The sequence below is a fragment of the Photorhabdus akhurstii genome, assembly GCF_019090985.1.
In the GTDB taxonomy this organism is placed as follows: domain Bacteria; phylum Pseudomonadota; class Gammaproteobacteria; order Enterobacterales; family Enterobacteriaceae; genus Photorhabdus; species Photorhabdus akhurstii.
This window is the reverse complement of the sequence record NZ_CP020335.1, coordinates 5,691,298-5,717,846: the sequence shown is the minus strand read 5'-3', so window position 1 is coordinate 5,717,846 and position 26,549 is coordinate 5,691,298. Positions and strand designations below refer to the sequence as shown.

The window sequence follows — 26,549 nt, the reverse complement described above, 5'->3', positions numbered from 1 at the left end:
ACTCACATGATGATTTTATAACTTACTTTTTACCTGCAACATCTAATTGCTGATAAATATAGTGTTTATAACTTTCCACTAGCGCTTTATCCTGACAATCATCCAACGCTCCCCGGCAGAGATGACGCATTGTCATATTTGCTCGATAAAAAGGTGAAGCATCTAGTTTAGCTCTCTCCATAATCATGCCCCCAAGGAATGAAATATCCGTCAGTTCATCAGTCTGAATAGATTCTCCCTGCTGCAAGTTATCCCGCATAGTAAATTGGGTGATATGACCCGGATTTGAAAATACGCCATTGTACTGGTTTAGGCTGATATTGGGTTGATGATCACCGAAATAGAGGAACATGGTTGGCTTTTCCCGCTTAGCAACAAACTCACTGAAATCTTTAATTGCCGGATCAGAAGCTTTGATTTTCTCCATATAGTGACTGAATTTACCCACTGCCTGTGAATTTTTCACATGTCCGGTAAGCCCGTAATCATCAGAATGATCTTCATCATATGGGCCATGTTCATACATGGTCAGTGAGAAAATAAAGAGCGGCTTATCCGTTTCCTGTGCCAAAATTTCTTTCACATAATTCAACATCTCTTGTGTAGAAATAGTCCACAGATTTTTATCGAGACTGGCGGGATATCCCAATTCCTGTGGCTGAATAATGCGATCAACGCCGAGAGTTTGATAAGCATGACCAGAATGATAAGAGGATTTATTAAATGGCGTCAAAACAACCGTGTAATAACCATTCTGTTTCATTTCATGGAACAAGCTGTATTTCAGGTGATCAACAATAAAATAAAAAACCGCATTCTTACGTGAGCCAAAATCGTCTGTATTTAAGCCGGTCAGAGCGGAAAATTCAGATAACCAGGTACCACCACCGAAAGTTTGCACCCGCATTGGGCTTTGTGCGCTGACACCAGAATCCCGCTGAAACATATAAAGATCGGGTAAATGGGTATCATCAGGCAACTGATAGATATGTGGAGTCACGGTAGATTCTTGTAATAACATCACCACGTCAGGTTTAATCGCTGACTGCGGCACAGGCAGCACAACATTCTTAGCCTGTTGCAGAAAATAATCGGCTGATTGCCCAAATTGAGGCGCATGATATTTGGCATCTTTAGCCGACATCACCATATTAGTGACTGTACCACGTCCTTTTGGTAGTGAAGATTCCCACTGCTCTCTAAATGCATTGGCAGTAGCGCTCACTTCCCATGTACAGAACACCGCCAGAACCAAGCCGACAGTACGCCATTTGAAGCCACGAAGGGGAGATGATTTTTTCCAGCTCAGCATCATGTTAAAAATCAACCAGATAAACATAGCGACAACGCCCAAACCAGCGAGCCAATAGTGGTGTAATGTTTCCTGATTGGCAGGATCAAACATCAAGTTCAGATCGGAGAACATCAACTGCTCTTTGTAGTAATGAACTTTTATCTGATTGAGAAACTTAAAGATAATAAACAGTGTTCCGGTAAAGGCCGTAGAAAACAGTAACCGGGCAGATACAAAAAACACCAGGCCAAATATCACACCAAACACGCCGACAGCGATCAGTGCCGGGTAAATGTCTTCACTTTTTTCAAAAACCAGTATTAAAGTTGCAATGAACAATAATCCCAGATAAACACCTGATATTATTTTCTTTTTCATATTGTATTCAATCCAGTTAATAGATGGTTCACGGTTGGCAAAATAACACAGATCAGTTCAAGACGGTGATTTTGCTGAAATCATCTATATTTTAAATTAAACAAATCATCAGAATAGCCCATTATCTCTGAGAATATGTGACTCAGCCTGACGACGAGTAAAACCACTGCGATCAAAAAATTCCAATATCTGAATAGCCAGTTTACGACCGATACCGAGTTGATCGCGAAAATCCGCAGCGGTAATTGCACCACAATCTTGATTAAATTGGCGAATCAATTCCGCGAACTGCTGAATTCGTTGGCTGCAATAATAACGATCAGGAACAATCGCGATAATATGCCCCAATTGCGCTGATTTTTTCAATAAATTGCGAACGGTTGCCTCTTCTTCTTTTAAGTCAGCAGCCAGATCACGTACCCACCACGGATCATCTGTGAAATAGGGGACTATTCGTTGCCACAATTTTGCCTGTTCATCACTAAAAGACAAACTGTGCTCAGGAAGATATAACCAACCTCGTAATTGCTTTAGCTGTCCATCACAGAGCAATGCATCTATCAGAGTATAAACCAGTGCTTCATCCAGCGTTGGCAGCGCCATCCGTTTCAGACGTGCCCTTCCCAAACCCAATTGGTCAACATGTTGCCGGTGATATTCGGCCAAAACTTGTAGTAACTTCTGCTTTGCTAACCTGGCATTGTTCTGTGACAACATCATCCCATTGGCAATAATCACATCCTTATCAACGATTAGCTGGTGGAGAGTTGCTTCTGTTAACTGACGCGCCCAAGAAAAGCGGTCGAGAGAAAGTGCGCCTCGGGGCAAATGGAGCGCTAAATTAGCCGCATGATCTGATGTTTTGGCAAGCTGAGTGAGCCAATGCAAAAATTCTGGCTGGCGTTTACCACGGCGGGGAGAATTTAGGTTTATCACCCGCGCGCCAGCCAGTGTTTTTCTGGCGCTGATATCTCGCAGTATTAGCCGATCATTCTCAACCAACCACAATGGGCTATCAAGCACCAATTCAACCAGCAGAGGCTTATCAGAAAGCTGATTTAGTAATGAAATCCGCCCCGTTATATGGCTGGCAGCATGATGAATATGAAGTGGTTGCCAGTTTCGCAAAGGTTCATCAGTTTCTACTTCTACCAATACCTTTTCTACATGCTCAAAGGGTTTGTGGGAAAGTAGCCAATCACCACGGGAAACCTGTTCTTTACTGACATCACCAGTAATATTCAGTGCAATACGTTGCCCGGCCTGAGCCGTATCGGTTTGTTGATTCTGAGCATGCAAGCCACGTACTCTGACTTGTTGATCCCGGCCGGTCAGCCAGAGGATATCTCCCACACTGACCCGACCAGACAATGCTGTTCCCGTTACTACCAGACCCGCTCCTTTTACACTGAAAGCGCGATCTATCGCCAGACGAAAACGTTGATGTAATTTTTCATGCTGCTTATTTTGCTGATGTAACTGCAACAGATGCTGCCTCAAAGGAACAATACTTTCTTCATCTATCGCGGTTGTTACAAACAGAGGCGGGGCACCCCAACCCTGAATTGCCAGCTCATATTCAATTTGCTGACGGACTTCAACTATTCGGTGTGATTCCACGCGATCGGCTTTAGTGAGCGCAACGGTTATGGACGGACAGCCAATCAAACGCAGAATAGCTAAATGTTCTCTTGTTTGAGCCATTACCCCGTCGTCACAGGCAACCGCCAATAAAACATGATCGATACCCCCGATCCCTGCCAACATATTGGCGAGAAATTTTTCATGTCCGGGCACATCGATAAAACCAACCGCAGAGCTATCCGGTTGCGGCCAATAGGCATAACCCAAATCGATGGTCATCCCGCGCTTTTTCTCCTCCGGCAAATGGGCTGTATTAACGCCGGTAATCGCTTGAATAAGTGTGGTTTTTCCATGATCAACATGGCCCGCGGCGGCAAAAATCATAATAGTTTCAAAGAATTATTGTATTTCGGTAAGTTGTTGTATTTTAGAAAATTACAGCAATAGTGCCTGCAATAGCGCTTTTTCATCTTCGAGACAGCGTAAATCCAGCCATAAACGCCCGCCAGAAATCCGGCCAAGAACGGGTTTGGTTAACCCACGCCAGCGCCGGGCCAACCGTTCCAACGAGCTCCCCTGACCATCAATAGCGGCGAAAGTTAAAGACCAACTTGGCAGACGATCAACCGGCAATGAGCCGCTGCCAATCTGTGAATAACATGGCTCATCACGAACAATAAACTGATCACCGTAACGCGTTTGAAGCTGAGGTAATAACCGTTGTGCCATATCATGCACTTGTTGCTGTGAACGGGTTAACAAACGTAACGTTGGCAACTGCTGGCAAAGCTGTTCGGGGCGCTGATATAACCGCAGTGTGGCTTCCAAAGCGGCCAGCGTCATCTTATCTGCCCGCAATGCACGTTTCAGTGGATGACGCTGAATTGCTTCTATCCAGCGCTTTTTACCGAGAATAATGCCGGCTTGTGGTCCTCCCAGTAATTTATCACCAGAGAAAGTGACCAGATCGATGCCTTGATTCAGATAATCTTGGGGCATAGGTTCGGCTGGCAATCCATATTGCGCCATATTGATCATGGAACCACTGCCCAGATCAATTGCCGTAGGGATTTGCGAGGCTATTCCCAGAGCGGACAATTCATGGCCGGATACTTCTGCGGTAAAACCTTCAATATTGTAGTTACTGGTATGCACTTTCATGAGGAGAGCGGTCTCTTCATTAATCGCTTGTTGGTAATCTTTCAGGTGAGTGCGGTTCGTGGTGCCGACTTCAACTAGTCGGCATCCTGCTTGAACCATGACATCAGGAATACGGAATGCGCCGCCAATTTCCACTAGTTCGCCACGAGAAACCACAACTTGCTTACCGGATGCCACGGTTGCCAATAATAACAGCACAGCCGCTGCATTATTATTAACGATACAGGCATCTTCCGCCCCGGTTAATTCACGCAGTAAATCCGCCAAAGCGTGGTCTCGGTGTCCACGCCCAGCGTCATTGAGGGAATATTCCAATGTTACGGGTGAACGCATCACTTGTGTCACCGCCTCAATAGCCGATTCTGCCATTAATGCTCGGCCAAGATTGGTATGAATCACCGTACCACTGAGATTGAACACTGGCTTTAAAGCCAAAGTTTGTTTCTGTTCCAGTTGCTGACCGAGAGCCAGGACCCAGTTATCACACCAATCAGGCAGTGCCTGATACTGCTTGATATAGATTCTGGCCTGTTCCTGCATCCCTCTTAATGTTGCCGTTACCAGCGTCTGTCCATATTGTTCCACGAATGGTGTTATTTGTGGCTCACGCAATAGACGATCAATGGCGGGGAGCTGGCTGTACAACGGGCACGGTTTATATGTCATGGCAATTCCGTCAACTCACTGTTACTCATTTGGGAACAAAAACGGGTTGATACTACTGCGGGCAAAACCTTCCTCTTCCATTTTGGCGTCGAGGATCAGTGAAGCTAAATCATCAGCAACCGCCTCAACTTTTGGATCTTTCTCCTGATAGAGAATTTTCAAATAACTACCACAATCACCGCAACTTTCCGCTTTCACTGCGGCGTGCTCACTATCTAGCGACCAATAATTAAGATCGCGTGTCTGTTCGCAGTTACTACACTTTACTCGTACCACATGCCATTCACTTTCACACAAACTACAATGTAGATAACGCAGTCCGTTGGTTGTGCCAATCTGAACAACACTTGAGACCGGCATACTGCTGCAAACTGGGCAGAACTGACGATGTTCACCATATTCCGCCTTCGCTTTTCCTGGGATTTGATTTGCCATTTGCGCCCAATAGAGGGAGAGTGCCGCCCAGATAAAAAGTGCTTTTTCAGGGCTGACTTTACTGAATTCATTTTTCAACAAAGCATCGGCCATCTGTTCCAGCTCCTGTTCCGACGCCTTTGCTAGATTATCCAGAGCGGCATGAACATGTTCCGACGCATCCGGCAGTAATTCTGCTATCAGAGAGTGAAGCAATTTCTGCCAGTGTTTAGTGCGTTGGAAGGTTTTGCAATCCAGAGGCGGCTTATCTTCAATAACAGATTTTTCTAAGATATCTGCTATCTCCATTTTCAATGGATTATCATGTAACGCTTTTTGCTGAGCTTGGGCAACTTGTGCTGAAAAGTTAAGATAATCAATGAACGGGCTCTTTTCTGCCAGTTGCTGCAAGCGTTCTGTCCGGCGCTGATAAAGGTTTCTCAGATTAGCAAAAAGCAATGGCGGGATATAATCTGCTGCTTTTTCATTGCTACGATCTTTGCTTAGTTGTTCTTTAGGAACGATGCGAATACTCATTAAGTTCTATCTTCCTTCCTGCTATCTGCTTTGGGGCTTTCAGGCTAATAATAATCTTAAGCTTGTTCTTAGCGCTCAGCATAGATCAAAAGAGGTTTCTGGGCTACAGAGATAATGCTCGAAATGATGTGGTCAGTAATAACCAATATATTCATGAAATGGTTGCGGTTTTTATAACCATTCACTCTCTTTGTGTGAATTTTTTTCTGAAAGAAAAATATTGTTAAGAAATTTCTTTCAATTTAATTTTAAAAATACCCAAAAAGAGTTAATTGTGATTTTTAACATTTCTTTCTATTATATTTAATATGGCCTAATGATTAATTGACTCATGCCTAAAAACATATAATTAAAGTGAATAATTAATTGTAAAAAGAGAATTAATTATTCATTGCCGCATAAGGAAAAGATAGCAAAGTTAATAATTACATTTTGGTTTAAATGCGTCTCAAATATATATATTTAGTCATAGTGGTACTATCTATATTTTATATAATAACCTCATTTAAAAATACAGAAAGGGTAATTCCATGCTAATCAATCTCATTACGTCATATAGAAAAACAGCCGCAATCTACACTTTTGTTGAGGCGGGTTTATCTATTCACTTTAAAAATGGAACCTATGTAGATATTAACAAACTTGCTGATCAATATGGTATTGATTATTCTAGACTTAATCGACTATGTGATTTCTTAACTGAAATAGGTGTATTGGTTAGCGGCAACGATGGGGTTGCACTTTCTGAAGAATGCAGTGCACTTGCTGATCCTGATAGTTTTGAATTCTTGACAATAAAATATGAAATCAATCGAGAACATTGGGATTCTTGGTTAATGTACCCAAAATCCTTACTGGAAAACAATGGTAAACCGGCATTTGATATGGCGCATGGAAAATCATTCTATGAGATTTGGGATAATGATAAAGTACTAAAATCAAATTTTGACGCTTTAATGTCAAAATATACAAATAAAATAATTAAAGAATTGCTTGTTGTTTATGATTTTAATAAATATAACAGAATATTGGATCTGGGAGGTGGAGATGGAGAGCTTTTGATCAGAATCAGTGAAAAATTCAAAGGAAAAGATTATGCTGTATTGGACAGATATAATGAAATTCCTATTTATGAAGGTATAGATTTCATAAATGGCGATTTTTTTGAGTCAATTCCGTCAGGTTATGATTTATATATTTTAAAGAATGTCCTCCATAACTGGCCTGATAATGACGCAATATCCCTTTTGAAGAATTGCCGAGAAGTGATGGATGATAATGCAAATATCCTGATAATAACCTTAATGAAAAAAACAAAATCCCCAATGGTTAAATCTGTCGATTTATTAATGGATATGCTATATTTAGGGCAAGAGCGTTATTTAAGTGAATTCGAACATCTAGCTAACCAGGCGGGACTTATCGTTCGATATTCTAAAGATATAGATGGAATGTTTTCACTTATCGAATTAGGGGTGAAATAAATTATAGGGATTCATAATTATTTCCAAAGATGATTATATTCATATCCCATCGTTATGGAATATATATGTAAAATGTGTGGCATCAATATATTTGATGCCAATTTTTATTTTATGATAATGAAATATATATGTAGTAAAATAAAAAGCAGAATTACTCTCTGGCAATAAAAACGATTAAAAACTATATTAAACAATCCTATTTTATTTTCTAAATTTATGAGAAGAGTTAATTGTGATCTTTGTCATTTATTTTTGTCTAATTTAATATAGTCTGATAGTTAACAATTTTGCCTTAAAAATGCGTTATTAAAGTAAGTGGAACAATGGGAAAATAAGGAAAGTGAAATCTTTATTATCTCACCAAGAAAAGGTAACAAAGCTAATAATCACATATTAGTTGTCGGAATACCTAATTAATCATCATGGTATTTCATGCATTTTAGGTAAAATACTTCATCTATTTATAAGATAAAGACATAAAGGATAACTCAATGCTAGCCGAACTTATTGCTTCATATAGAAAATCAGCTGCAATCTACGCTTTTATTGATACAGGTTTATCTATTCACTTTAAAAATGGAGCTTATGTAGATATAGACGAGCTTTCCCGTCAATGTGGTATTGATTATTCCCGACTTGATCGATTATGTGATTTCTTAATTGAAATTGGAATATTGGTTAACCACGGCGATAAAGTCACTCTTTCTGAAGAATGCAGTGCACTTGCCGATCCTGAAAGTATGGAGTCATTAATTGTAAAATGGGAACTAAGCCCTGATTGCTGGAATGCTTGGTCAATGTATTCGAAATCTTTACTTGAAAGTGATGGAAAACCCGCATTTGAAATAATGCATGGAAAATCATTCTTTGAACATTTGGTTAGTGATAAATCACTCAAATCAAAATTTGATTCTTCAATGTCAAAGACCTCAGATAAAATCATTGGGAAGCTACTTGATATTTATGATTTTAGTCAATATGACAGAATATTAGATGTTGGAGGGGGAGAGGGAAATCTTCTGTTGAAAATCAGTGAGAAAGTAAAAGGAAAACATTACGCTGTATTAGATAGATATCATGAAATTCCTGTTTTGGAAAATATAGACTTTATAAATGGAGACTTTTTTAAATTAATTCCATCAGGTTATGATTTATATATTTTAAAGAATATTCTCCATGATTGGCCCGATGATAAAGCAGTATTAATTTTGGAAAACTGCCGTAAGGCAATGGATAGTGGTGCAAAGATTTTGTTGATAGGTTATATGAAAAAACCACAATATAAGGCGGTGATATATTTAGATATGTTAATGGATGCACTATTTTCAGGAAAAGAGCGTAATTTAACGGAATTCGAACGTTTGGCTAACCAGGCAGGATTGGTTATTCAAGATGTTAAGGATGTTGATGAGTGGTTTTCAATTATCCAATTGGGAATAAAATAACGAAAAGATAATTATATGGATATTTACCCGCTGAAAAAATATGTAACAAACATGGCATCAAAATATTTGATGTCATGTTTGTTTATATTAATGAAATATATAATATTTAAAACGGAGAAGGAATTTATTCTCTGGGGATGAGAATTATTTAAATAGCAAGAATAAACATATTAAATCATTCTGTTTTATTTTTAAAACCCCTTAAACGAGTTAATTGTAATCTTAATTGTTTTTTTCTATTATAAGGAGAGTGATATATTTATTATATCACGAAAAAAATAGTAAAGTTAATGATTACATTTTAGTTATCAGAATACCTAATAAATCATCATGTATTTTCTGATTTTTAAATAAAACAATTCATCTTTTTATAAAATAAATATAAAGGATAACTAATGCTAGTTGAACTTATTGCGTCATATAGAAAATCAATTGCCATCTATGCTTTTGTCGATACAGGTTTGTCTGTTCACTTTAAAGACGGGGCCTATATGGATATCAATGAACTTGCCAGTCAATGTGGTATTGATTATTCGCGACTTAATAGATTATGTGATTTATTAATTGAAATTGGAGTATTGGTTAGCAGTAATGATAAAGTTGCACTTTCTGATGGATGCCGTGCGCTTGCCGATCCTGAAAGTATAGAATCGTTAATGATAAAGTGGGAATTTGATTCGGATTTCTGGAACGCTTGGTTAATGTATCCAAAATCCTTGCTTGAAAATAATGGTAGATCGGCATTTGAAATAGCGCATGGAAAACCAATCTTTGAATATTTGGATAGCAATGAATTGCTCAGAGAAAAATTTAATTCTTTAATGTCAAAAAACTCGGATAAAATGATTGAAAAATTATTTGATATTTATGATTTTAGCCAACACGATAAAATATTAGATGTTGGAGGAGGAAGAGGGAATCTTTTGATAAAAATCAGTGAAAAGGTAAAAGGGAAACATTACGCTGTATTGGATAGATATAATAAAAGTCCTACTTACGAAAATATAGATTTTATAGATGGAGATTTTTTCAAATCAATTCCATCAGGTTACGATTTATATATCTTCAAGAATATTATTCATGATTGGTCTGATAATGAATCAATACTCATTTTAGAAAATTGCCGAAAGGCAATGAATAATAATGCAACTATTTTATTAATAACTTTAATGAAAAAACCACAATCTAAATTTGTTAAATATTTAGATATATTGATGGATATGACATCTTTAGGGCAAGAGCGTAACTTAACGGAATTTGAATGTTTGGCTAAACGAGCAGGGTTGATCATTCAAGATGTTAAAGATATCGATGAATCATATTCAATTATTCAACTAGGCGTAAAATAAATTATAAATAATAGGAAGCTTAATCAAATATAATGATATGGATATTGTATGTTTGATGAATATATGGAGAATATGGCGTCGAGATATTTGATGCCATATTTTTATTTTTTATCAATAAAATGTTTAAATAGAATGTGGATTTAAATTTTATAATAATATTGGTTTAATGGAGAAAATATCAAAATTAAGTTGTATTTCCTTGTTTTATTTTCAAACATCCTGCAAGGAATTAATTGTGATCTTTATCATTTATTTTTATTAAATTTAATATAGTATAATAAGTTACGCCTAGAAATGGATAATTAAGGTGAGTTAACTTGTTGGAAAATAAGGGGAGTGAAAATTTATTATTTCATAAGGAAAAGGTAACAAAACTAATAATCACAATTTGGTGAAAATATGTTGTTAAGATACTTAATCAATTATCACGGTATTTCCAGAGTTTTATATAAGACATTTCATTTCTTTATCAGATAAAGGGCAACGCTATGCTAATCGAACTTATTACATCATGTAGAAAATCAACCGCAATTTATGCTTTTGTTGATATGGGGTTGTCTGTTCACTTTAAAGATGGAGCCTGCGTAAATATTAGCGAAATTTCCCGTCAATATGGTCTTGATCATGCTCGCTTTAGCCGGTTATGTGAATATTTAATCAAAATAGGGGTATTGGTTAACAGCGGTGAAGGAATTGCACTTTCTGAGGAGTGCAGTGCACTTGCAGACCCGGAAAGTATGGAATCATTAATGATAAGGTGCGAAGTTAGCCCAGAATTCTGGAGCGCTTGGTCAATGTATTCAAAATCCTTATCTGAGAATAATAGTAAAACGGCATTTGAAATAGCGCATGGAAAACCGTTTTTTGAATATTTGGACAATCATGAATTGTTCAGATCAAATTTTGATTCTTTTATGTCAAAAAACTCGGACAAAATAATAGATAAAATACTCGATATTTATGATTTTAGTCAATACAACAGAATATTAGATGTTGGAGGGGGAGAAGGAAAGCTTTTGATAAGAATGAATGAAAAAGTAAAAGGAAAACATTACGCTGTATTGGACAGGTATAATGAAACCCCTGTTTTAGAAGATATTGAATTTATAAATGGAGATTTTTTTAAATCAGTTCCATCTGGTTATGATTTATATATTTTAAAAAATATTATCCATAATTGGTCTGATAATAATGCAGTATTAATTTTGCAGAGCTGTAGAAAAGCTATGGATGATAATGCAACTGTTTTATTGATAAGCACAGTGAAGAAACCACGATTAGAAATAATTGACTCTACGGATATATTAATGGATGTATTATTATTAGGAAAAGAGCGCTATTTGAGTGAATTAGAGGAGTTAGCTTGCCAGGCAGGATTTGTCGTTAAAGGTATTAAAGAGATAAATGAGAAATATTCAATTATAGAACTAGGGGTAAAATAAATTATAGATAATCATGGAACTCCGTAAGAATAATCATATGGATATTGTGCATCTGAAAATAGGTATAACAAGTATGGCATCAAAATATCTGATGCCATATTTTTATCTTATTTTATAAAAACATATAGATATTTGAAATGTAATTCAGATATTTATAATGAACGTAATTTTCATAAGCATTATATTTTTAATATTGGAATTAATTAGTAATAGGTAGGATGTCACTACCCTTCATTGATGATCTTTAGGGTGGAACATCATTGATGTTTCTTTTCCTATTGCCTAAATAACACATTCAAAAAATACCTGTAATTTCTCAGGTTTTATAATTATCATTTTTTTTATAAATGAATGTAAATGGCAATATATGCACTGCGTTATTTTCTGCTATTTAATTTTTAATTGTTATGAGAACAGTTAATTGTGATCTTTGTCATTTCTTTTTATCAAATTTAATATAATCTGATAGTTAACGCCTTACGCTCAAAAATGCGGAAGTAGGATGAATTGAATCTTTACATGAAAAGATAATAAAGCTAATAATTACATTTTAGTTCAAATGGGGTGTCAGGATATCCAATCTATCATCATGGTATTTCTTGGATTTTTGATAAGATATTTAATTTATTAATAATATATACCCTATGGATTTCAAGATGCATCGCGACGGCAAGGGAGCGAATCCCCGGGAGCATAGATAACTATGTGACTGGGGTGAGTGAGTGCAGCCAACAAAGAGGCAACTTGAAAGATAACGGGTATACAGATATAAAGGATGGCTCAATGCTAACTGAACTAATTGCGTCAAATAGAAGATCAGCTGCAATTCATGCTTTTGTTGATACCGGATTATCTACTCACTTTAAAGATGGAATTTATGTCGATATAAGCGAGCTTTCCCGTAAATCTGGTGTTAATTATGCTCGGTTTAGTCGATTATGTGATTTCTTAGTTGAAATGGGGGTATTGGTTAGCAACAATAACAAATTCAGGCTTTCTGATGAGTGCCAGGTGTTTGCCGATCCTGAAAGTTTTGAGACATTCATGATAAAGCTTGAAATTTGCTCATATTACGGTAACGCTTGGTTAATGTATGGAAAATCCTTATTTGAAGATGATGGAAAATCGGCATTTGAAATGGCACATGGCAAGCCATTCTTTGAATATTTGGATGGTAACAAATTTCTCAAATCAAATTTTGATGCTTTAATGACAAGAGTCTCAAATTTAATCGTTGAGGAGCTACTTGGTATTTATGATTTTAATCAGCACAATAGAATATTAGATGTTGGAGGGGGAGAAGGGGAGCTTTTAGCAAGAATCAGTGAAAAGGTAAAAGGAAAACATTACGCTGTATTGGATAGATATAATGAACTTCCCGTTTCTGACAATATAGAGTTTATCAATGGAAATTTTCTAAAGTCAATTCCATCCGGTTATGATTTGTATATTTTAAAAAATGTTCTCCATAATTGGTCCGATAGTGACTCAATACTTATTTTGGAGAATTTCCGCAAAGCAATGGATAAAAATTCATCTCTATTATTGATAAATATGGTGAAAGAGCCAGAATTTTCTAGATCTTTCGATATATTAATGGATATGTTATTTTTAGGGAAAGAACGTAGTTCTGCTGAATTTGAATATCTGGCTAACCAAGCTGGACTTGTCGTTCAAGAGAATAAAATTGTAGATCAATCATATTCACCATATTCATTTATTGAACTACGGATAAAATAAATTGTAGGAATTACAGATTATTCCCAAAGATGGTTATATAAAATAAAGCATCAAATTTTTTGATGCTTTAATCTATATCAAAGAAATATATAGATTAAAAATATAAAATGAATTGAATTTAAACAAAAACAGCAAGCCTAATATTTAATCATTTATTGCATTATTCGTACTTAATCAACAATAAGCAGGATATGATTATCCTGCTTTGATGATTATATTCAAAACGCATTAACGTTTCTCTTCTTGCTGTTCCTGTTTTATCACTTCACGATACCAGCGTGGGTGATGTTTCTTCGCCCAACCACGGGTTACCCAACCTTCAACCATTGCCCGGAGAGATCCTTTCACCCAGAATGCCGCATAAGCGTGAATCATGATTGTCAAGATTAAACCAATAGCTGACATTGAATGAATTAGAAGCGCAATTCGAATTATCGGAATAGAGAAGAGATCAGCAAAATAGGGGCGCCAAATAACAACACCACTGACAGCGAGTAATATCAGGCAAATACTGATAGACCAGTAGACCCCTTTCTGACCTAAGTTATATTGGCCAATATCGCCCGCTTCCTCATTTTTCATAATCTTATGGATGTTTTTCAGCCATATAATGTCATCTTTGTCGATAAAGTTATGTTTAAAATATCTGAAAAACATAAAGATAAATAAAATAAACATCGCTGAACCAACAAATGGATGCAAAATTCGTGACAATTGCGGCGTACCTAAGATATTCATCAGCCAGTTAAACGAGGGGAAAAAGAATCCTAATCCACTAATGGCGGTAAATAGAAAACAGAGAACTACCGCCCAGTGGTTTACTCGCTCAACCGGTGAGTGACGGATAATAATATCTTTCCTGCCTTTCATCGCGGTTCCTCCCCATTGGCTGATTGCTGTGAAGGCTCGGTATCACGACGCGCACTTTCTTCGTCTTCTTCCGTTACCTGGTTCGGACCAATACCCACATAATGGAAGAGGCTGGCAGCGAATGTGGCTGCAAATCCCACTGCGGCCAGCGGCTTCCAAATACCTTTCCAGAAGGTGACGGTCGGGCTAATAGCGGGATTGTCCGGTAGGCCATGATATAGCTGTGGTTTGTTAGCATGGTGCAGTACATACATCACATGGGTACCACCAACACCATCAGGATCGTATAAACCCGCATTCTCATAACCGCGGCCTTTCAACTCACTCACCCGTTCAGCCGCTAAATCCTTCATGGCTTTTTTACTGCCAAAATGGATTGCACCGGTCGGACAGGTTTTCACGCAGGCAGGTTCCTGACCGACGTTAACGCGATCAACGCAGAGAGTGCATTTATATACCCGGTTATCTTCTTTGTTGAGTCGTGGCACATTGAATGGACAACCGGCAATACAGTAGCCACAGCCGATGCAGTGTTCCGACTGGAAATCAACAATTCCGTTGGCATACTGAATGATCGCCCCTTCTGCTGGACAAGCCTTCAAGCAACCGGGATCAGCACAGTGCATACAACCATCTTTACGAATCAACCATTCCAGTTTGCCGTTCTCTTCAACCTCTGAGAAGCGCATCACGGTCCATGATTTGGCGGTTAAATCAGCCGGGTTATCATAAACACCAACGTTATAACCGATCTCATCACGGATATCGTTCCACTCAGAACAGGCCACCTGACAAGCTTTACAGCCGATACAGGTTGTCACATCAATCAGTTTCGCAACGCCCTCCTGGTCATCCCGCACCCGTGGCGCAGGAGTAAAAGAATTTGTGGCAGAGCGGCGAATGATGTCTTGAGTTTGCAATGACATAATTTTTCCCTTTACACTTTTTCCACATTGACCAAGAACGCTTTGAATTCAGGCGTTTGTGTGTTCGCATCACCAACAAATGGTGTCAAGGTATTGGCAATAAAGCCTTTCTTCGCTGCCCCTTCAAAGCCCCAATGAATCGGAATACCGATAGTATCCACTTCACGACCGTGTACATTCAGGGTACGAATACGTTTGGTGACAACCGCTTTCGCTTTGATGTAACCGCGATTAGAGCTAACTTTGACGGTATCACCGTGCTTGATGCCTTTCTTTTCCGCCAGTTTTTCACCGATTTCCACAAACTGTTCAGGTTGGATAATCGAGTTCAACAATGCGTGTTTTGTCCAATAGTGGAAATGTTCTGTCAAACGGTAAGTGGTCCCCACATAAGGGAATTTATCTGCCTTACCCATTGCTTCAAAGTCGCTTTTGAACACTCGGGCAGCCGGGTTGGATACCACATTCGGATGCAATGGATTGGTCCCCAATGGCGTTTCAAAGGGTTCATAGTGTTCAGGGAATGGCCCTTCCGCCATCTTATCAATAGCAAACAGACGCGCCATACCTTCCGGTTGCATGATAAATGGACCAACATCCGTTTCCGGCGCAGCCACACTATAATCAGCAGTATCGACGCCACCCCACTTAATACCATCCCACGTCAGTAACTGACGTTTCTCATCCCAAGGTTTGCCCTGCGGATCGGCCGATGCGCGATTGTACAAAATACGACGATTTAACGGCCATGCCCATGCCCAACCGAGAGTATTGCCTAATCCTGACGGATCGGCGTTATCACGACGGGCCATCTGGTTGCCTTCCGGCGTCCAGCTTCCGGCAAAGATCCAACAACCACTAGCGGTAGTACCATCATCACGTAGCTGCGCAAAAGAGGTTAATTGCTGACCTTGTTTCACTATGACGTTGCCATCAGCATCAATCAGATCAATCAGTGCCCGGCCATTACTCTCTTGGGCCACTTCTTCCGATGTAGGGCTGTCCGGGTTGAAGTAATTCCAGGTCATGCTCAGCAGCGGCTCTGGTGATGCTCCCCCTTCCGCACGGTACATATCCCGCATGCGTTTGAAGATACCGGAGAGGATCTCTCCATCACCGATGGCTTCTCCCGGCGCATCCGCACCTTTCCAGTGCCATTGCAACCAGCGACCAGAGTTAACAATTGAACCGTTTTCCTCTGCGAAGCAGCAGCACGGCAGGCGGAAAACTTCTGTCTGAATTTTGGATGAATCGACATCGTTAAATTCACCGTGGTTTTGCCAGAAAGTTGACGTTTCAGTGTTAAGCGGATCGATAGTGATCAGGAATTTCAGTTTCGACAGGGCGTCAACAACTTTGTTTTTATTCGGAAAAGAAGCTACCGGATTAAAGCCCTGGCAAATATAGCCATTGACTTCACCTTTCGACATCATGTTAAAAAATTGCAGGACGTCATAACTTTTGTCCCACTTCGGCAGCCAATCAAAACCCCAGTCGTTATCTTTACGGGCATTATCACCGTAGAAACTCTTCATCAGGCTGATAAAGAATTTTGGGTAATTCCCCCAGTAGTTAACCTGACCCGGCCGTAATGGTTTGGGGGTATTTGCCTGGAGATAAGTTTGCAGATCGGCCTGTTTCTCTGAGGGGAGTGTCAGATATCCCGGCAAGCTTTGCGACAACAACCCCAAATCAGTCAATCCCTGAATATTCGAGTGACCACGCAATGCATTAACACCGCCACCCGCCATACCCATGTTGCCCAATAGCAGCTGGATCATCGCCATAGTTCGGATGTTCTGTGCCCCCACTGAGTGTTGAGTCCAACCCAGCGCGTACAGGAAAGAAGCGGTCTTATCCTTAACACAAGTCTCTGCAATATATTCGCAGACTTTCAGGAAATCCTCTTTTGGCGTACCGCAAATATTACTGACGACATCGGGCGTATAACGGCTAACGTGCTCTTTTAACAAATTCCACACACAATGTGGGTGTTTAAGTGTGATATCACGTCGAGCAAAGCCGTTTTCATCCAGTGCATAGTTCCAACTGGTTTTGTCGTATTGACGTTTTTCCGCGTCATAACCACTGAACAAACCATCATTGAATGAATAATCTTCACGTACGATCAGACTGGCGTTGGTATACGCCTCAACATATTCGTGGTTAATCTTATTGTTGGTTAGCAGATATAAAATCACACCTGACAAGAAGGCAATATCGGTACCAGAACGGATTGGGGTATAGAAATCCGCTACAGATGCTGTACGGGTAAAACGTGGATCAATCACAATTAACTTAGCGTTATTATGGATTTTGGCTTCCATTGCCCAACGGAATCCCACAGGATGCGCTTCGGCAGCGTTACCACCCATAACGACGATCAGATTCGCGTTCTTAATATCAACCCAGTGGTTGGTCATCGCACCGCGACCAAATGTTGGAGCAAGACTTGCTACCGTTGGTCCGTGTCAGACACGTGCTTGGTTGTCTACGGCGAGCATGCCGAGAGCGCGACTAAATTTTTGCGACAGATAGCCTGTTTCGTTACTGGAAGCCGATGCACACAGCATGCCGGTCGTCAGCCAGCGATTGACTGTCACGCCTTCTTGATTGGTTTTAATGAAATTGGCGTCACGGTCTGCTTTCATTAACTTAGCGATGCGATCAAATGCCTCATCCCAAGTAATACGTTGCCATTTGTCAGAACCCGCTGCGCGATATTCCGGGTATTTCAGGCGGCTTTCGCTATGGATAAAATCAACTAAGCCAGCCCCTTTAGGACAAAGTGCGCCGCGGTTTACCGGATGATCAGGATCACCTTCAATATGGAAAATAGTTGCTTTCGCGTTTTTTGCGCCATCGCCAAGGCTGTACATCAACAGCCCACAACCGACAGAGCAGTACGTACAGGTATTTCGGGTTTCACGCGCACGCAATAATTTATAGTTACGTGTTTGTGCAAGGGCTGCGGCTGGCGCAAAGCCCAACGCGGCTACCGTTGTACCCGCCATACCGCCAGCGCAGATCTTAAAGAACTGCCTTCTGCTGACTTGCATGGGAATCTCCTCACTCACATTGTCTTAAACAGTATCCATTCCATCATGGGAAAAATTTTGAATGTGTTCTTTTTTATTAAAACCACTTTCCGTAGTGGGATCAGATTTATTGCCTGACAAATAGTATAGACTCTTTTTTTCACACGATTATTATGTCGTAACACTATTAGGAACTCATCTAATGTATAACGTAAAATCAGGGAAGTTGTTACCATTTGGTGTGATCAAGGGGGTAACACGAGCGAACGTGCAACAAAAGCACCATCTTGATACATTAAAAGCTGATTGGATTGCAGAAGAAGTTCCTGTTGCTTTAGTTTACAACGGTATTTCGCATGTCGTAATGATGGCAAGCCCTAAAGATCTCGAATATTTTGCTATTGGGTTTTCGCTTTCCGAAGGCATTATTGAATCTCAACACGAGATTCGCGGCATTGATATTATCGCTAATTGTAATGGCGGTATTGAGTTGCAAATCGAACTTTCTAGCCGCCGTTTTGCGAGTTTGAAAGAGCGCAGACGTAATCTGTCTGGACGAACAGGCTGTGGCATCTGTGGAACAGAACAACTTTCTGATGTTTTTCGCCCGATTTCCCCGTTGCCTTTTACTCAAACCTTTTCGTTAAGCCAGCTTGATCACGCTCTCTCTCAACTGACTAATGTTCAGGATGTTGGGGCATTGACAGGTTGCACTCATGTGGCAAGTTGGATTGATCCGAAAGGTAAATTATTGGGGGGATGTGAGGATGTAGGTCGTCATGTTGCACTGGATAAAACGCTAGGCATGAAGGCGAAAACAGGTTGGCAGCGAGGCGCTGTTCTGGTATCTAGTCGTGCTAGTTATGAGATGGTACAAAAATCAGCCGTTTGTGGTGTTGAGATTCTGTTTGCGGTTTCAGCAGCAACTTCATTGGCTGTAGAAATCGCTGACCGATGTCATTTGACCTTGGTTGGTTTTTGTAAACCCGGTAAAGCGACTATTTATACCCATGCTGAGAGATTAATAAGTTAAATGCGCATAAAAATAGACACATCAAGGACGCCCGCGTTTCCTACTGTGATTAATATGAAAAGTTTATTTTCATATTAATCAACCGAGGTTATCGCAATAATTCTGCATCATGCAAGCTGTGAAACATCCATAAATTGGGTTCAATGTAATAACCCATTTGTTGTTGTATATCCACCATCAGCGGTACTAAGCCACTCGGAATAATATACTGACCGCTTTCGGGGAATTTCATTCCTAGCCATTCCTGCCATTTATCAAGTGTGGCCTCTATATGCATTGAGTGCATAGCTGGTCGAATAATCTTCGCTCCCAGACGCCAGTGTACCCGAATCCAAGGATCAAAAGGTTCATTGTTATCATTTTTCCATCCACAGTATCGTACAAAATCTTGCAATGGATAGTGTTTTTTCAACGTCGGCCTTACGGGAACAACTAATGCTTTAAACCCTGCCTCAATAGCCGTTTGCTTTAAGCTGCCAATAAGCAATTCCGGTATATTCTTGCCGCGAAATTCAGGCGCTACCGTTACTGATAATGCCGACAATATTTTTGTGACTATTTTTCCACGAGCAAGCATGCCTCTGCGAAAAACTTCATCCCAACCATTATCCGGCAGTTGCTCCAATGGATCGCCTTCCCAAGGGAAAGGTACCGAATTGGCTGCACCAATTAATTTCTGCTCTTCCCCTTGTTGCAAAATAGCAACTTTCTGAAAATGGCTGAAATCTGGCTCAAATAATTCATCCCATTGCTCCTCTATTGAAGAATGCTGCATGAATAAAGGCCAGTTTTTATGGAAAATTTCATCAGAAGCACTCTTTAAATCAGGTCGTTGTTTTGCTGACTGAATAATAATGTTTGTTTTCAAAATAGAATTTCCTATAAAAGTAATTTTCAGGGTTGATAAATAATTTGTTAATTAATAATCCAGTTATATAGAACAGCAATAAAACGTATGATTATAAATAGATAAATAATAATAACTAATAACCAACTAAATAAAATTTATATTTATGTTCAATTGGTTAGGTTTCTATTTATCATGATACGTTTGATTTGTGTATCAAGAATATAGAGATTATGAAAATCTATCTTATACCGATAGCACAACAATGAAAATACAATATGGTCGATTCATGGTTTATCCCAATAGAGCTATTTTATTTGTCGTTACTTGTCATAAAGGCGCTAATATTTCCGCCGAATAAATAATTTTTACTAATATTAGGACATTTTGCCTTTTCATTCGTTTTGGTTGTCTTCATGGGGCTAATTTCATGAATTCATCAACTTTTTCCAGCAGTTTCCATATATTTTAACAATAATAATTACATGTTACTGTTTCATACAGAATTGGTCTGAATGGTAGCAAAGGTGGTTTTCTGGGTACTAAGCAATATCTTTAATCGCTGAAATAAGGGAAACGATAGGAATCATAGACTGTTTAATTAAAGATAGATATTTATGCCTGATAGAGTGAATGCGCAATCACATTGGGATCACATAATTAATACAAGCTGGCTTTTATTGAACCTGATCAATGTTAAACTGTAAGTGTTTCTTATATATTTGAATTCAGAAATAATTGTTGCAAGTTTCCTTCCCTAGGCTATTTACCCGTTTTTTTCAATTTGATGGCGTTATGGTTTTTGGGGCCAATAAAAAGGAGAGCCTGATGAGGGATTTATTACCAATTACTGTAATTGGTGCGGCGGCAGGAGATATTGTTCTTAGTTTACCGAGGCTTCCTCGCAGTGGGGCAGATCAGGAAGCTAAAGAAATTGATCGACAGATTGGCGGTTCTGGTTTTAATGTTGCTCGGGCCTTGGTCCGCCTGCAAGTCCCTGTGATCAATGGCATACCCATTGGTAACGGATACTGGGGTAAGCAAGTCACCAAAGAGATGCAAGCCCTTGGGCTTGAGGTCACATTGACCCATTCCTATCTTGATAATGGTTGGTGTTTGGCTATGGTTGAACCGGATGGGGAAAGAAGTTTTGTCTCCGTAAGTGGTTGTGAAGTTGACTGGAATACGGCCATGCTCTCTTCTATGGCTTTGCCAGAAAGGGGGTATATCTACTCCAGTGGTTATGTCATGGCGGGTAAATCAACGGCGATTTTATGTGACTGGTTACTGGCGTCACCATCCGGGCAGACGTTATTGCTGGATTTTGGCCCACGTTTACCAGAAATAGATCCTACTTTCCTTGATGCATTACCTGTTGACCGGACCATTCTGACACTGAGTCGTAATGAAGTTGCTATATTGTGCGGGGAAGGCGATCCTGTCGTCCAAGCTAGCCGTTATTCCAGTAAAAGAAAAATCACTATTATTTGTCGGTTAGGTTCACAGGGTACGTGGATATGTCTGCCTGATCGTGAGCCAGAATATGTCGCGGCTTATAAAGTGAAAGTGGTGGATACCATCGGTGCTGGTGATGCTCATAGTAGTGGCATGCTTGCAGGTTTATCGCAGGGAATGTCGTTAAGAGATGCTGTTGAGCTTGGCAATCGTGTTGCTGCCATTGTTGTTAACCGTACTGGTGCTGCGGGCGCACCAACAATCAAAGAACTAGAGGAGTTTGTGTTTGAATAATTATTTCCAGACACTACGCCTCCTAGGCTTTAAGGGGCATAGTTAAAATGAGTGCATTACTTCCAGGTTGGAAAAGTAAAACGGCTTTATTTTTATCAGCTCAAACCATTTCTCTACTGGGGTCTTCCATTGTCCAGTTCTCTATCGTCTGGTATATCACCTTAAATACGTCATCGGGAGAAATGTTGGCTATTTCGGTACTCTGTGCATTTCTTCCTCAGGTATTAATCTCCTTATTTGCTGGTGTCTGGGCGGATACTTATAGCCGTAAGTTGCTCAGTATTGCCTCTGATGCAGCAATTGCATTAGTCACTCTTGGTTTAGCTATCTCTTTTATGCTCGGATTTAAGAGCATTGAATTGTTATTTGTCGCGTTGATTGTCCGCTCATTCGGGACGGGCATCCAGATGCCGGCTGTTAGTGCTATTATTCCGCAACTTGTGCCGAAAGAGAAATTATTGCGGGTCAATGGTATTAATACGTCTCTGACTTCACTGATGATGTTGGCATCTCCTGCTATTGGCGGCTTTTTATATTCTCAAACTTCAATTGAAAATATTTTTTTGGTGGACGTAACGACTGCCATTATCGGCATCAGTATTGTTGCGTTTATTCCTATTCCTAAAATTGCTTCTGATTCCATACCGGATAATAAATTTCAGGCGATTTTAGCGGGCTTCCGTTATCTGCAAGAGAATAAATTGATCAGAAATCTTTTGATTTTTCTGATTTGTGTCTGCTTTCTGATTAGTCCGGCTGCATTTTTGACGCCTTTATTAGTTAATCGGACATTTGGAGAAGAGCCGTGGCGTTTAGCCGTTAATGAAATGACATTTAGTGCTGGCGCGGTTTTGGGGGGATTGCTGATCTCTTTCTGGAGTGAATATAAAAATAAAATGCGTATAACGGCGGTAGCTTGCGCATTTTTTGGTATATTTATGGTCGCTCTTGGTAATGCCTATTGGTTCCCACTTTATCTCGTACTCAATGTTTTTTTAGGTGTGGTTACACCTTGTTTTAACGCACCGATAACAGCGGTTTTTCAGGAAAGAATAGAACCTGAAATGATGGGTAGGGTATTTAGTTTAGTTCAAATTGCTCTGTCCTGCTCTCTGCCATTGGGTATGGTGCTGTTTGGTCCAATTGCTGACTATATTAGTATTCAATCTCTTTTAATGATATCTGGCGGGTTGATATTACTGACTGGCGCACTGTTTTTTATGTTTAACGGAGAAGACAGCCGAGAAAGTAGCAGAGCAATTTAATTAGGCTTAATGTTGCCAGTTATGCGATAAGCGCAGCGCCGTGAATTGGTTTCCATATGTCGATTCTATCGACATATGGCTAGTACATGTCGAAATTTATCGATTTTATCGACATGAAACCTTTACGTGTCGATGCCGTCAACATATACTCGCAACGTGTCGAAAAAAACAGGAAATATAAACATGACATGGCAGCCCGATGCGCCTTTTAATGCTATTCCCTTATTGCCGCCAGTCATAAAGGTGATGGAGTCCATTGCGGTACTAAAAGCCTGTATACCTGCCAGAGCTGCACTGGCTGAGCTTAAGCAAGCGGGTGGATTGTTGCCTAATCAGGGGTTACTCATTAACTTGTTGCCACTGCTGGAAGCAAAAGACAGCTCAGAAATCGAAAATATTGTTACTACTTCAGACAAACTGTTCCAATATGCACAAGAAGACAGTCTGGCTGATCCTGCAACGAAAGAAGCACTACGCTACCGCACTGCACTTTATGAAGGGTTCATACAATTAACTCGGCGGCCACTATGCACGAGTACAGCTATTGAAGTTTGTAGCCGACTAAAAGCTGTTGATATGAATATTCGCAAAGTTCCCGGTACAACGCTTAGTAATCAGGCAACGGGTGAAATTATTTATACACCGCCAGAAGGGGAATCTCAGATACGTGATTTACTCAGCAATTGGGAACAATTTCTTCATGCAGAAGATGGAATCGATCCATTAATCAAGATGGCTATTGCTCACTACCAGTTTGAGGCTATTCATCCATTTATTGATGGCAATGGACGTACTGGCCGTATCATTAATATTCTCTATCTTATTGAACAACAGCTTTTGACGCTGCCAATTCTCTATTTAAGTCGCTACATCGTACAACATAAGAGTGATTATTATCGGTTGCTCACTCAGGTCACTACCGCCGGTAAATGGGAAGAGTGGATTATCTATATGTTAACCGCAGTGGAGCAAACCGCTAAATGGACTACGGATAAAATTGCTGCGGTAAGAGAACTGATTGAACACACCAGCGAGTATATAAAACAAAGCCTGCCTAAAATTTACAGCCATGAGCTGGTGCAGGTGATATTTGAACAACCTTATTGCCGTATTAGTAATTTGGTTGAGTGTGATATTGCTAAGCGTCAAACTGCTTCGGTCTATTTAAAACAGTTGTGTGATATTGGAGTATTACGAGAAATTCAGGCTGGGAAAGAAAAACTATTTGTTCACCCTAAACTGGTGCAGTTAATGACCAAGGATAGTAATAAATTGAGTTATTACACAGTCTAAGAAGCATGTAAATTCAGGTTCGGCTTTTTAGTTGGAAGGTGTAAGTAATTAATCCCGACACAATCTCCAACAAAAAGCTGAGTAGATTACGATGCTTTAAGTGTTTTATCTGGGAAATATTTTTAAGCTGGTCAACGACCTTTTCTATCAAAAGCAGCTAATAAACATCACTCTAGTTTTTGTAGAGAAACCGCCAAGAATGAAGTACACCCCAAACATATGCAGTAATGAAATTATATGAGACCTTATGGCATTCAAGAGCCCGTATTTATACGGGCTCAGATTATTGACAAAGTGCTGGTTTTTTATCCGGAACTTTGTTTTAATTTAGTTTGTCTTGTTTTTGGAGGTGAAGTCTTTGAAGCTGTTACGTTACGAGACACGTGTAGTCTTTCTAGTATCTTTATGAATTATGCAAACATCGCCATAAATAATAGTGGCGCTAAATCTTAACTATTTACTTAATGGTTGATGATACCATGTGTATTTCAAGTTTAAATAAAGGGGTTTGTGATGAAAAAAGTATTTGTTAGCATTTGTTTTAGCCGCCAGTTTTACTTTTGCACATGCTGGCGAATATGTTAAATGTAATGGTTCCTTGTCTTTAATCTCCGGGAAATGATTCTGCTGAATTCAGTATTAACACATCGCGTGGTGATGCTTCCGGCGTTTGTAATATGGAAGGCGTCGCAGAATCTGTTGGCGCAGGCGCAGGGCAGCGAAACCGTTGGGTCTACAGCGATTCATCAGGTGCGTGTGTGGCGGTGATTAGTGAGTTAAATGATGGTTCTGTTAGTGTTATGACCCGTAGTTGTGAAAATTATTGTGGTGTTTCCGCTGTTGGCTCTATGGATGGGAAATACAAGGGTAAATGATCACTCGGGCAAGCATCATGAATAATGATGATGCTTGCCTTGCTTATATTGGTTACTGTGGACTTAAGAGCACCTTGAGCTACTATAGGTGGTTATGTTTTAATCAGAACTTTTGTCTGGTGTCCTTTCAGCTACAATTTTCTCAAATTCAGTCTCTATGAGAGTGCGCACTTGCTTGCCAATTTCTGTGTTTAGTTCTTTTTTCGCATCAGAGTTTACTTTATGATCGTGAGTGATCTTTAAAATTTCGAAAGTAAGTTCTGCATCATCTTTTGCTGAATCGCCTCTAGAAGGTGTGCTAAAAAAGAAGCTAGCTTTAAATTCGCCAGAATTTGCTGCGGAAAAATAGCCGAAGGTAACATCCATTCTCTGTACGTGATAATAAGAATAATATTTTTCATCGGATATCAGAAAAATATCATTAAGTTTTTCACCATCGATCTTCAGTCGTTTGACAGTATGCTTCATCCATGAAATCTGAGGATCGTCTGGAAGTGAAGGGCCTGAGGTGTCGCGATTTATTTCCATATCACTTACGCTACCTTTATTAATAAATCGGCCGTGCCCACCTGTTAACCTTTTAAAGAAACAGACTCGTTCAATATTCGAAAAGCTGTCAAAGGTAATTCTTCTCTCTTTTTCATTTTGAGTAACTCCTGATTCTTTAAGGGTTTTGAATATTTGCGCTGTCATTCTCCGGTTAGCAATCTCTGTTTCTTTCGATGAATGTGTTGATAAAAAATTGAGCTTAAGATTACCTCCTTGGCGTTCAATGGCAACTTCACCATCAAATTGTAGTTCCCTATGCGTCCAATCCTTGCTAAAGTCCTTACGAACTATAGAGAATGGAATTCGGACTTTGTTTTTTCCATTAACTATGACTCCAGGAGTTTCCAGAACTTCAATATTTTCGATATTAGCGAACGGATTGAATTCACTTTCAAATAGCTGTTTGAGTGGGGTAACCCAATCAGAGCCTGAATCAACCAAGTCGAGCGAGGATCCTTTAAATTTAGGTTTTGAGTCTCTATCGACTGACGCTTCAATTAATGCTGAATAACCTGATGGGGTTAGCAATGTGGCAGACAAAAGTGGGACTGTTATTGACTTTTCAGTACTTCTAGAAAAAATCCTTTTGTCTTTAATGCTAAATGGATCT

At 39.5% G+C, this 26,549-nt stretch carries 19 protein-coding genes and 1 pseudogene; 10 read left to right on the top strand and 10 right to left on the bottom strand.

What is annotated here, in order from left to right; translation table 11 throughout:
• Positions 1-22 precede the first annotated feature (22 nt).
• The 4 genes from B0X70_RS24835 to fdhE all read right to left on the bottom strand — a co-directional run bounded on the left by B0X70_RS24835 (position 23) and on the right by fdhE (position 6,034).
• Complete coding sequence (locus tag B0X70_RS24835) at positions 23-1,672, bottom strand: LTA synthase family protein (protein ID WP_217470612.1); 1,650 nt, start codon at positions 1,670-1,672, stop codon at positions 23-25.
• 108 nt (positions 1,673-1,780) lie between these two features.
• A complete protein-coding gene (gene selB / locus B0X70_RS24830) occupies positions 1,781-3,640 on the bottom strand; it encodes a selenocysteine-specific translation elongation factor (RefSeq protein ID WP_217470611.1) in 1,860 nt (619 codons plus the stop codon).
• A gap of 51 nt (positions 3,641-3,691) precedes the next feature.
• On the bottom strand, positions 3,692-5,083 hold the full coding sequence (gene selA, locus B0X70_RS24825) for an L-seryl-tRNA(Sec) selenium transferase (protein WP_217470610.1): 1,392 nt from the start codon (positions 5,081-5,083) through the stop codon (positions 3,692-3,694).
• A gap of 21 nt (positions 5,084-5,104) precedes the next feature.
• A complete protein-coding gene (gene fdhE, locus B0X70_RS24820) occupies positions 5,105-6,034 on the bottom strand; it encodes a formate dehydrogenase accessory protein FdhE (RefSeq protein ID WP_036811120.1) in 930 nt (309 codons plus the stop codon).
• Between the two features lie 530 nt (positions 6,035-6,564).
• Between fdhE and B0X70_RS24815 the strand changes: the two genes are divergently transcribed.
• The 5 genes from B0X70_RS24815 (at position 6,565) to B0X70_RS24795 (ending at position 13,494) form a co-directional block, all read left to right on the top strand.
• Positions 6,565-7,518 (top strand): methyltransferase, encoded by a 954-nt coding sequence (locus tag B0X70_RS24815; protein ID WP_036811127.1) that lies wholly within the window; start codon positions 6,565-6,567, stop codon positions 7,516-7,518.
• A 491-nt stretch (positions 7,519-8,009) separates the two neighbouring features.
• A complete protein-coding gene (locus B0X70_RS24810; protein WP_046395902.1) occupies positions 8,010-8,963 on the top strand; it encodes a methyltransferase in 954 nt (317 codons plus the stop codon).
• A gap of 395 nt (positions 8,964-9,358) precedes the next feature.
• On the top strand, positions 9,359-10,312 hold the full coding sequence (locus B0X70_RS24805; RefSeq protein ID WP_046395903.1) for a methyltransferase: 954 nt from the start codon (positions 9,359-9,361) through the stop codon (positions 10,310-10,312).
• Positions 10,313-10,800: 488 nt separating this feature from the next.
• Positions 10,801-11,754: a methyltransferase gene (locus B0X70_RS24800; protein WP_217470609.1), complete on the top strand. Its 954-nt coding sequence runs from the start codon at positions 10,801-10,803 to the stop codon at positions 11,752-11,754.
• Between the two features lie 714 nt (positions 11,755-12,468).
• Entirely contained in the window at positions 12,469-13,494 is a 1,026-nt protein-coding gene (locus tag B0X70_RS24795; RefSeq protein WP_336246301.1) for a methyltransferase, read from the top strand.
• Positions 13,495-13,722: 228 nt separating this feature from the next.
• Here B0X70_RS24795 and fdoI read toward each other — a convergent pair whose 3' ends face one another.
• The 3 genes from fdoI to fdnG are packed head-to-tail and all read right to left on the bottom strand — an operon-like array spanning position 13,723 to position 18,349.
• On the bottom strand, positions 13,723-14,364 hold the full coding sequence (gene fdoI, locus B0X70_RS24790) for a formate dehydrogenase cytochrome b556 subunit (protein WP_046396087.1): 642 nt from the start codon (positions 14,362-14,364) through the stop codon (positions 13,723-13,725).
• Complete coding sequence (gene fdxH, locus B0X70_RS24785; RefSeq protein ID WP_046396086.1) at positions 14,361-15,290, bottom strand: formate dehydrogenase subunit beta; 930 nt, start codon at positions 15,288-15,290, stop codon at positions 14,361-14,363. The genes fdoI and fdxH overlap by 4 nt, the downstream gene beginning before the upstream one ends.
• A gap of 11 nt (positions 15,291-15,301) precedes the next feature.
• On the bottom strand, positions 15,302-18,349 hold the full coding sequence (gene fdnG, locus B0X70_RS24780) for a formate dehydrogenase-N subunit alpha (protein WP_217470608.1): 3,048 nt from the start codon (positions 18,347-18,349) through the stop codon (positions 15,302-15,304).
• A gap of 181 nt (positions 18,350-18,530) precedes the next feature.
• Between fdnG and fdhD the strand changes: the two genes are divergently transcribed.
• Positions 18,531-19,361 (top strand): formate dehydrogenase accessory sulfurtransferase FdhD, encoded by an 831-nt coding sequence (fdhD, locus tag B0X70_RS24775; protein WP_217470607.1) that lies wholly within the window; start codon positions 18,531-18,533, stop codon positions 19,359-19,361.
• Positions 19,362-19,449: 88 nt separating this feature from the next.
• Here fdhD and B0X70_RS24770 read toward each other — a convergent pair whose 3' ends face one another.
• Positions 19,450-20,229, bottom strand: a complete 780-nt coding sequence (locus B0X70_RS24770) for a transferase (protein WP_110085716.1) — start codon at positions 20,227-20,229, stop codon at positions 19,450-19,452.
• An 807-nt stretch (positions 20,230-21,036) separates the two neighbouring features.
• Between B0X70_RS24770 and B0X70_RS24765 the strand changes: the two genes are divergently transcribed.
• The 3 genes from B0X70_RS24765 (at position 21,037) to fic (ending at position 24,515) form a co-directional block, all read left to right on the top strand.
• Entirely contained in the window at positions 21,037-21,957 is a 921-nt protein-coding gene (locus B0X70_RS24765) for a carbohydrate kinase family protein (protein WP_217470606.1), read from the top strand.
• A 47-nt stretch (positions 21,958-22,004) separates the two neighbouring features.
• Entirely contained in the window at positions 22,005-23,222 is a 1,218-nt protein-coding gene (locus B0X70_RS24760) for an MFS transporter (protein ID WP_036811157.1), read from the top strand.
• A gap of 183 nt (positions 23,223-23,405) precedes the next feature.
• Positions 23,406-24,515, top strand: a complete 1,110-nt coding sequence (fic, locus tag B0X70_RS24755; protein ID WP_217470605.1) for a protein adenylyltransferase Fic — start codon at positions 23,406-23,408, stop codon at positions 24,513-24,515.
• On the opposite strand, the pseudogene B0X70_RS26050 reads toward fic, so the two are convergent.
• A pseudogene (locus B0X70_RS26050) lies at positions 24,512-24,666 on the bottom strand (IS982 family transposase); the annotation flags it as partial. The gene fic and the pseudogene B0X70_RS26050 sit on opposite strands and share 4 nt — an antisense overlap.
• A 526-nt stretch (positions 24,667-25,192) precedes the next feature.
• On the opposite strand from B0X70_RS26050, the gene B0X70_RS25500 reads away from it, so the two are divergent.
• Positions 25,193-25,390 carry a hypothetical protein gene (locus B0X70_RS25500; RefSeq protein WP_246593386.1) on the top strand — a complete coding sequence of 66 codons (198 nt, stop codon included), beginning with the start codon at positions 25,193-25,195 and terminating at the stop codon, positions 25,388-25,390.
• A 99-nt stretch (positions 25,391-25,489) separates the two neighbouring features.
• On the opposite strand, the gene B0X70_RS24745 is transcribed toward B0X70_RS25500, so the two are convergent.
• Positions 25,490-26,536 carry a hypothetical protein gene (locus tag B0X70_RS24745; RefSeq protein ID WP_472853266.1) on the bottom strand — a complete coding sequence of 349 codons (1,047 nt, stop codon included), beginning with the start codon at positions 26,534-26,536 and terminating at the stop codon, positions 25,490-25,492.
• Positions 26,537-26,549 lie beyond the last annotated feature (13 nt).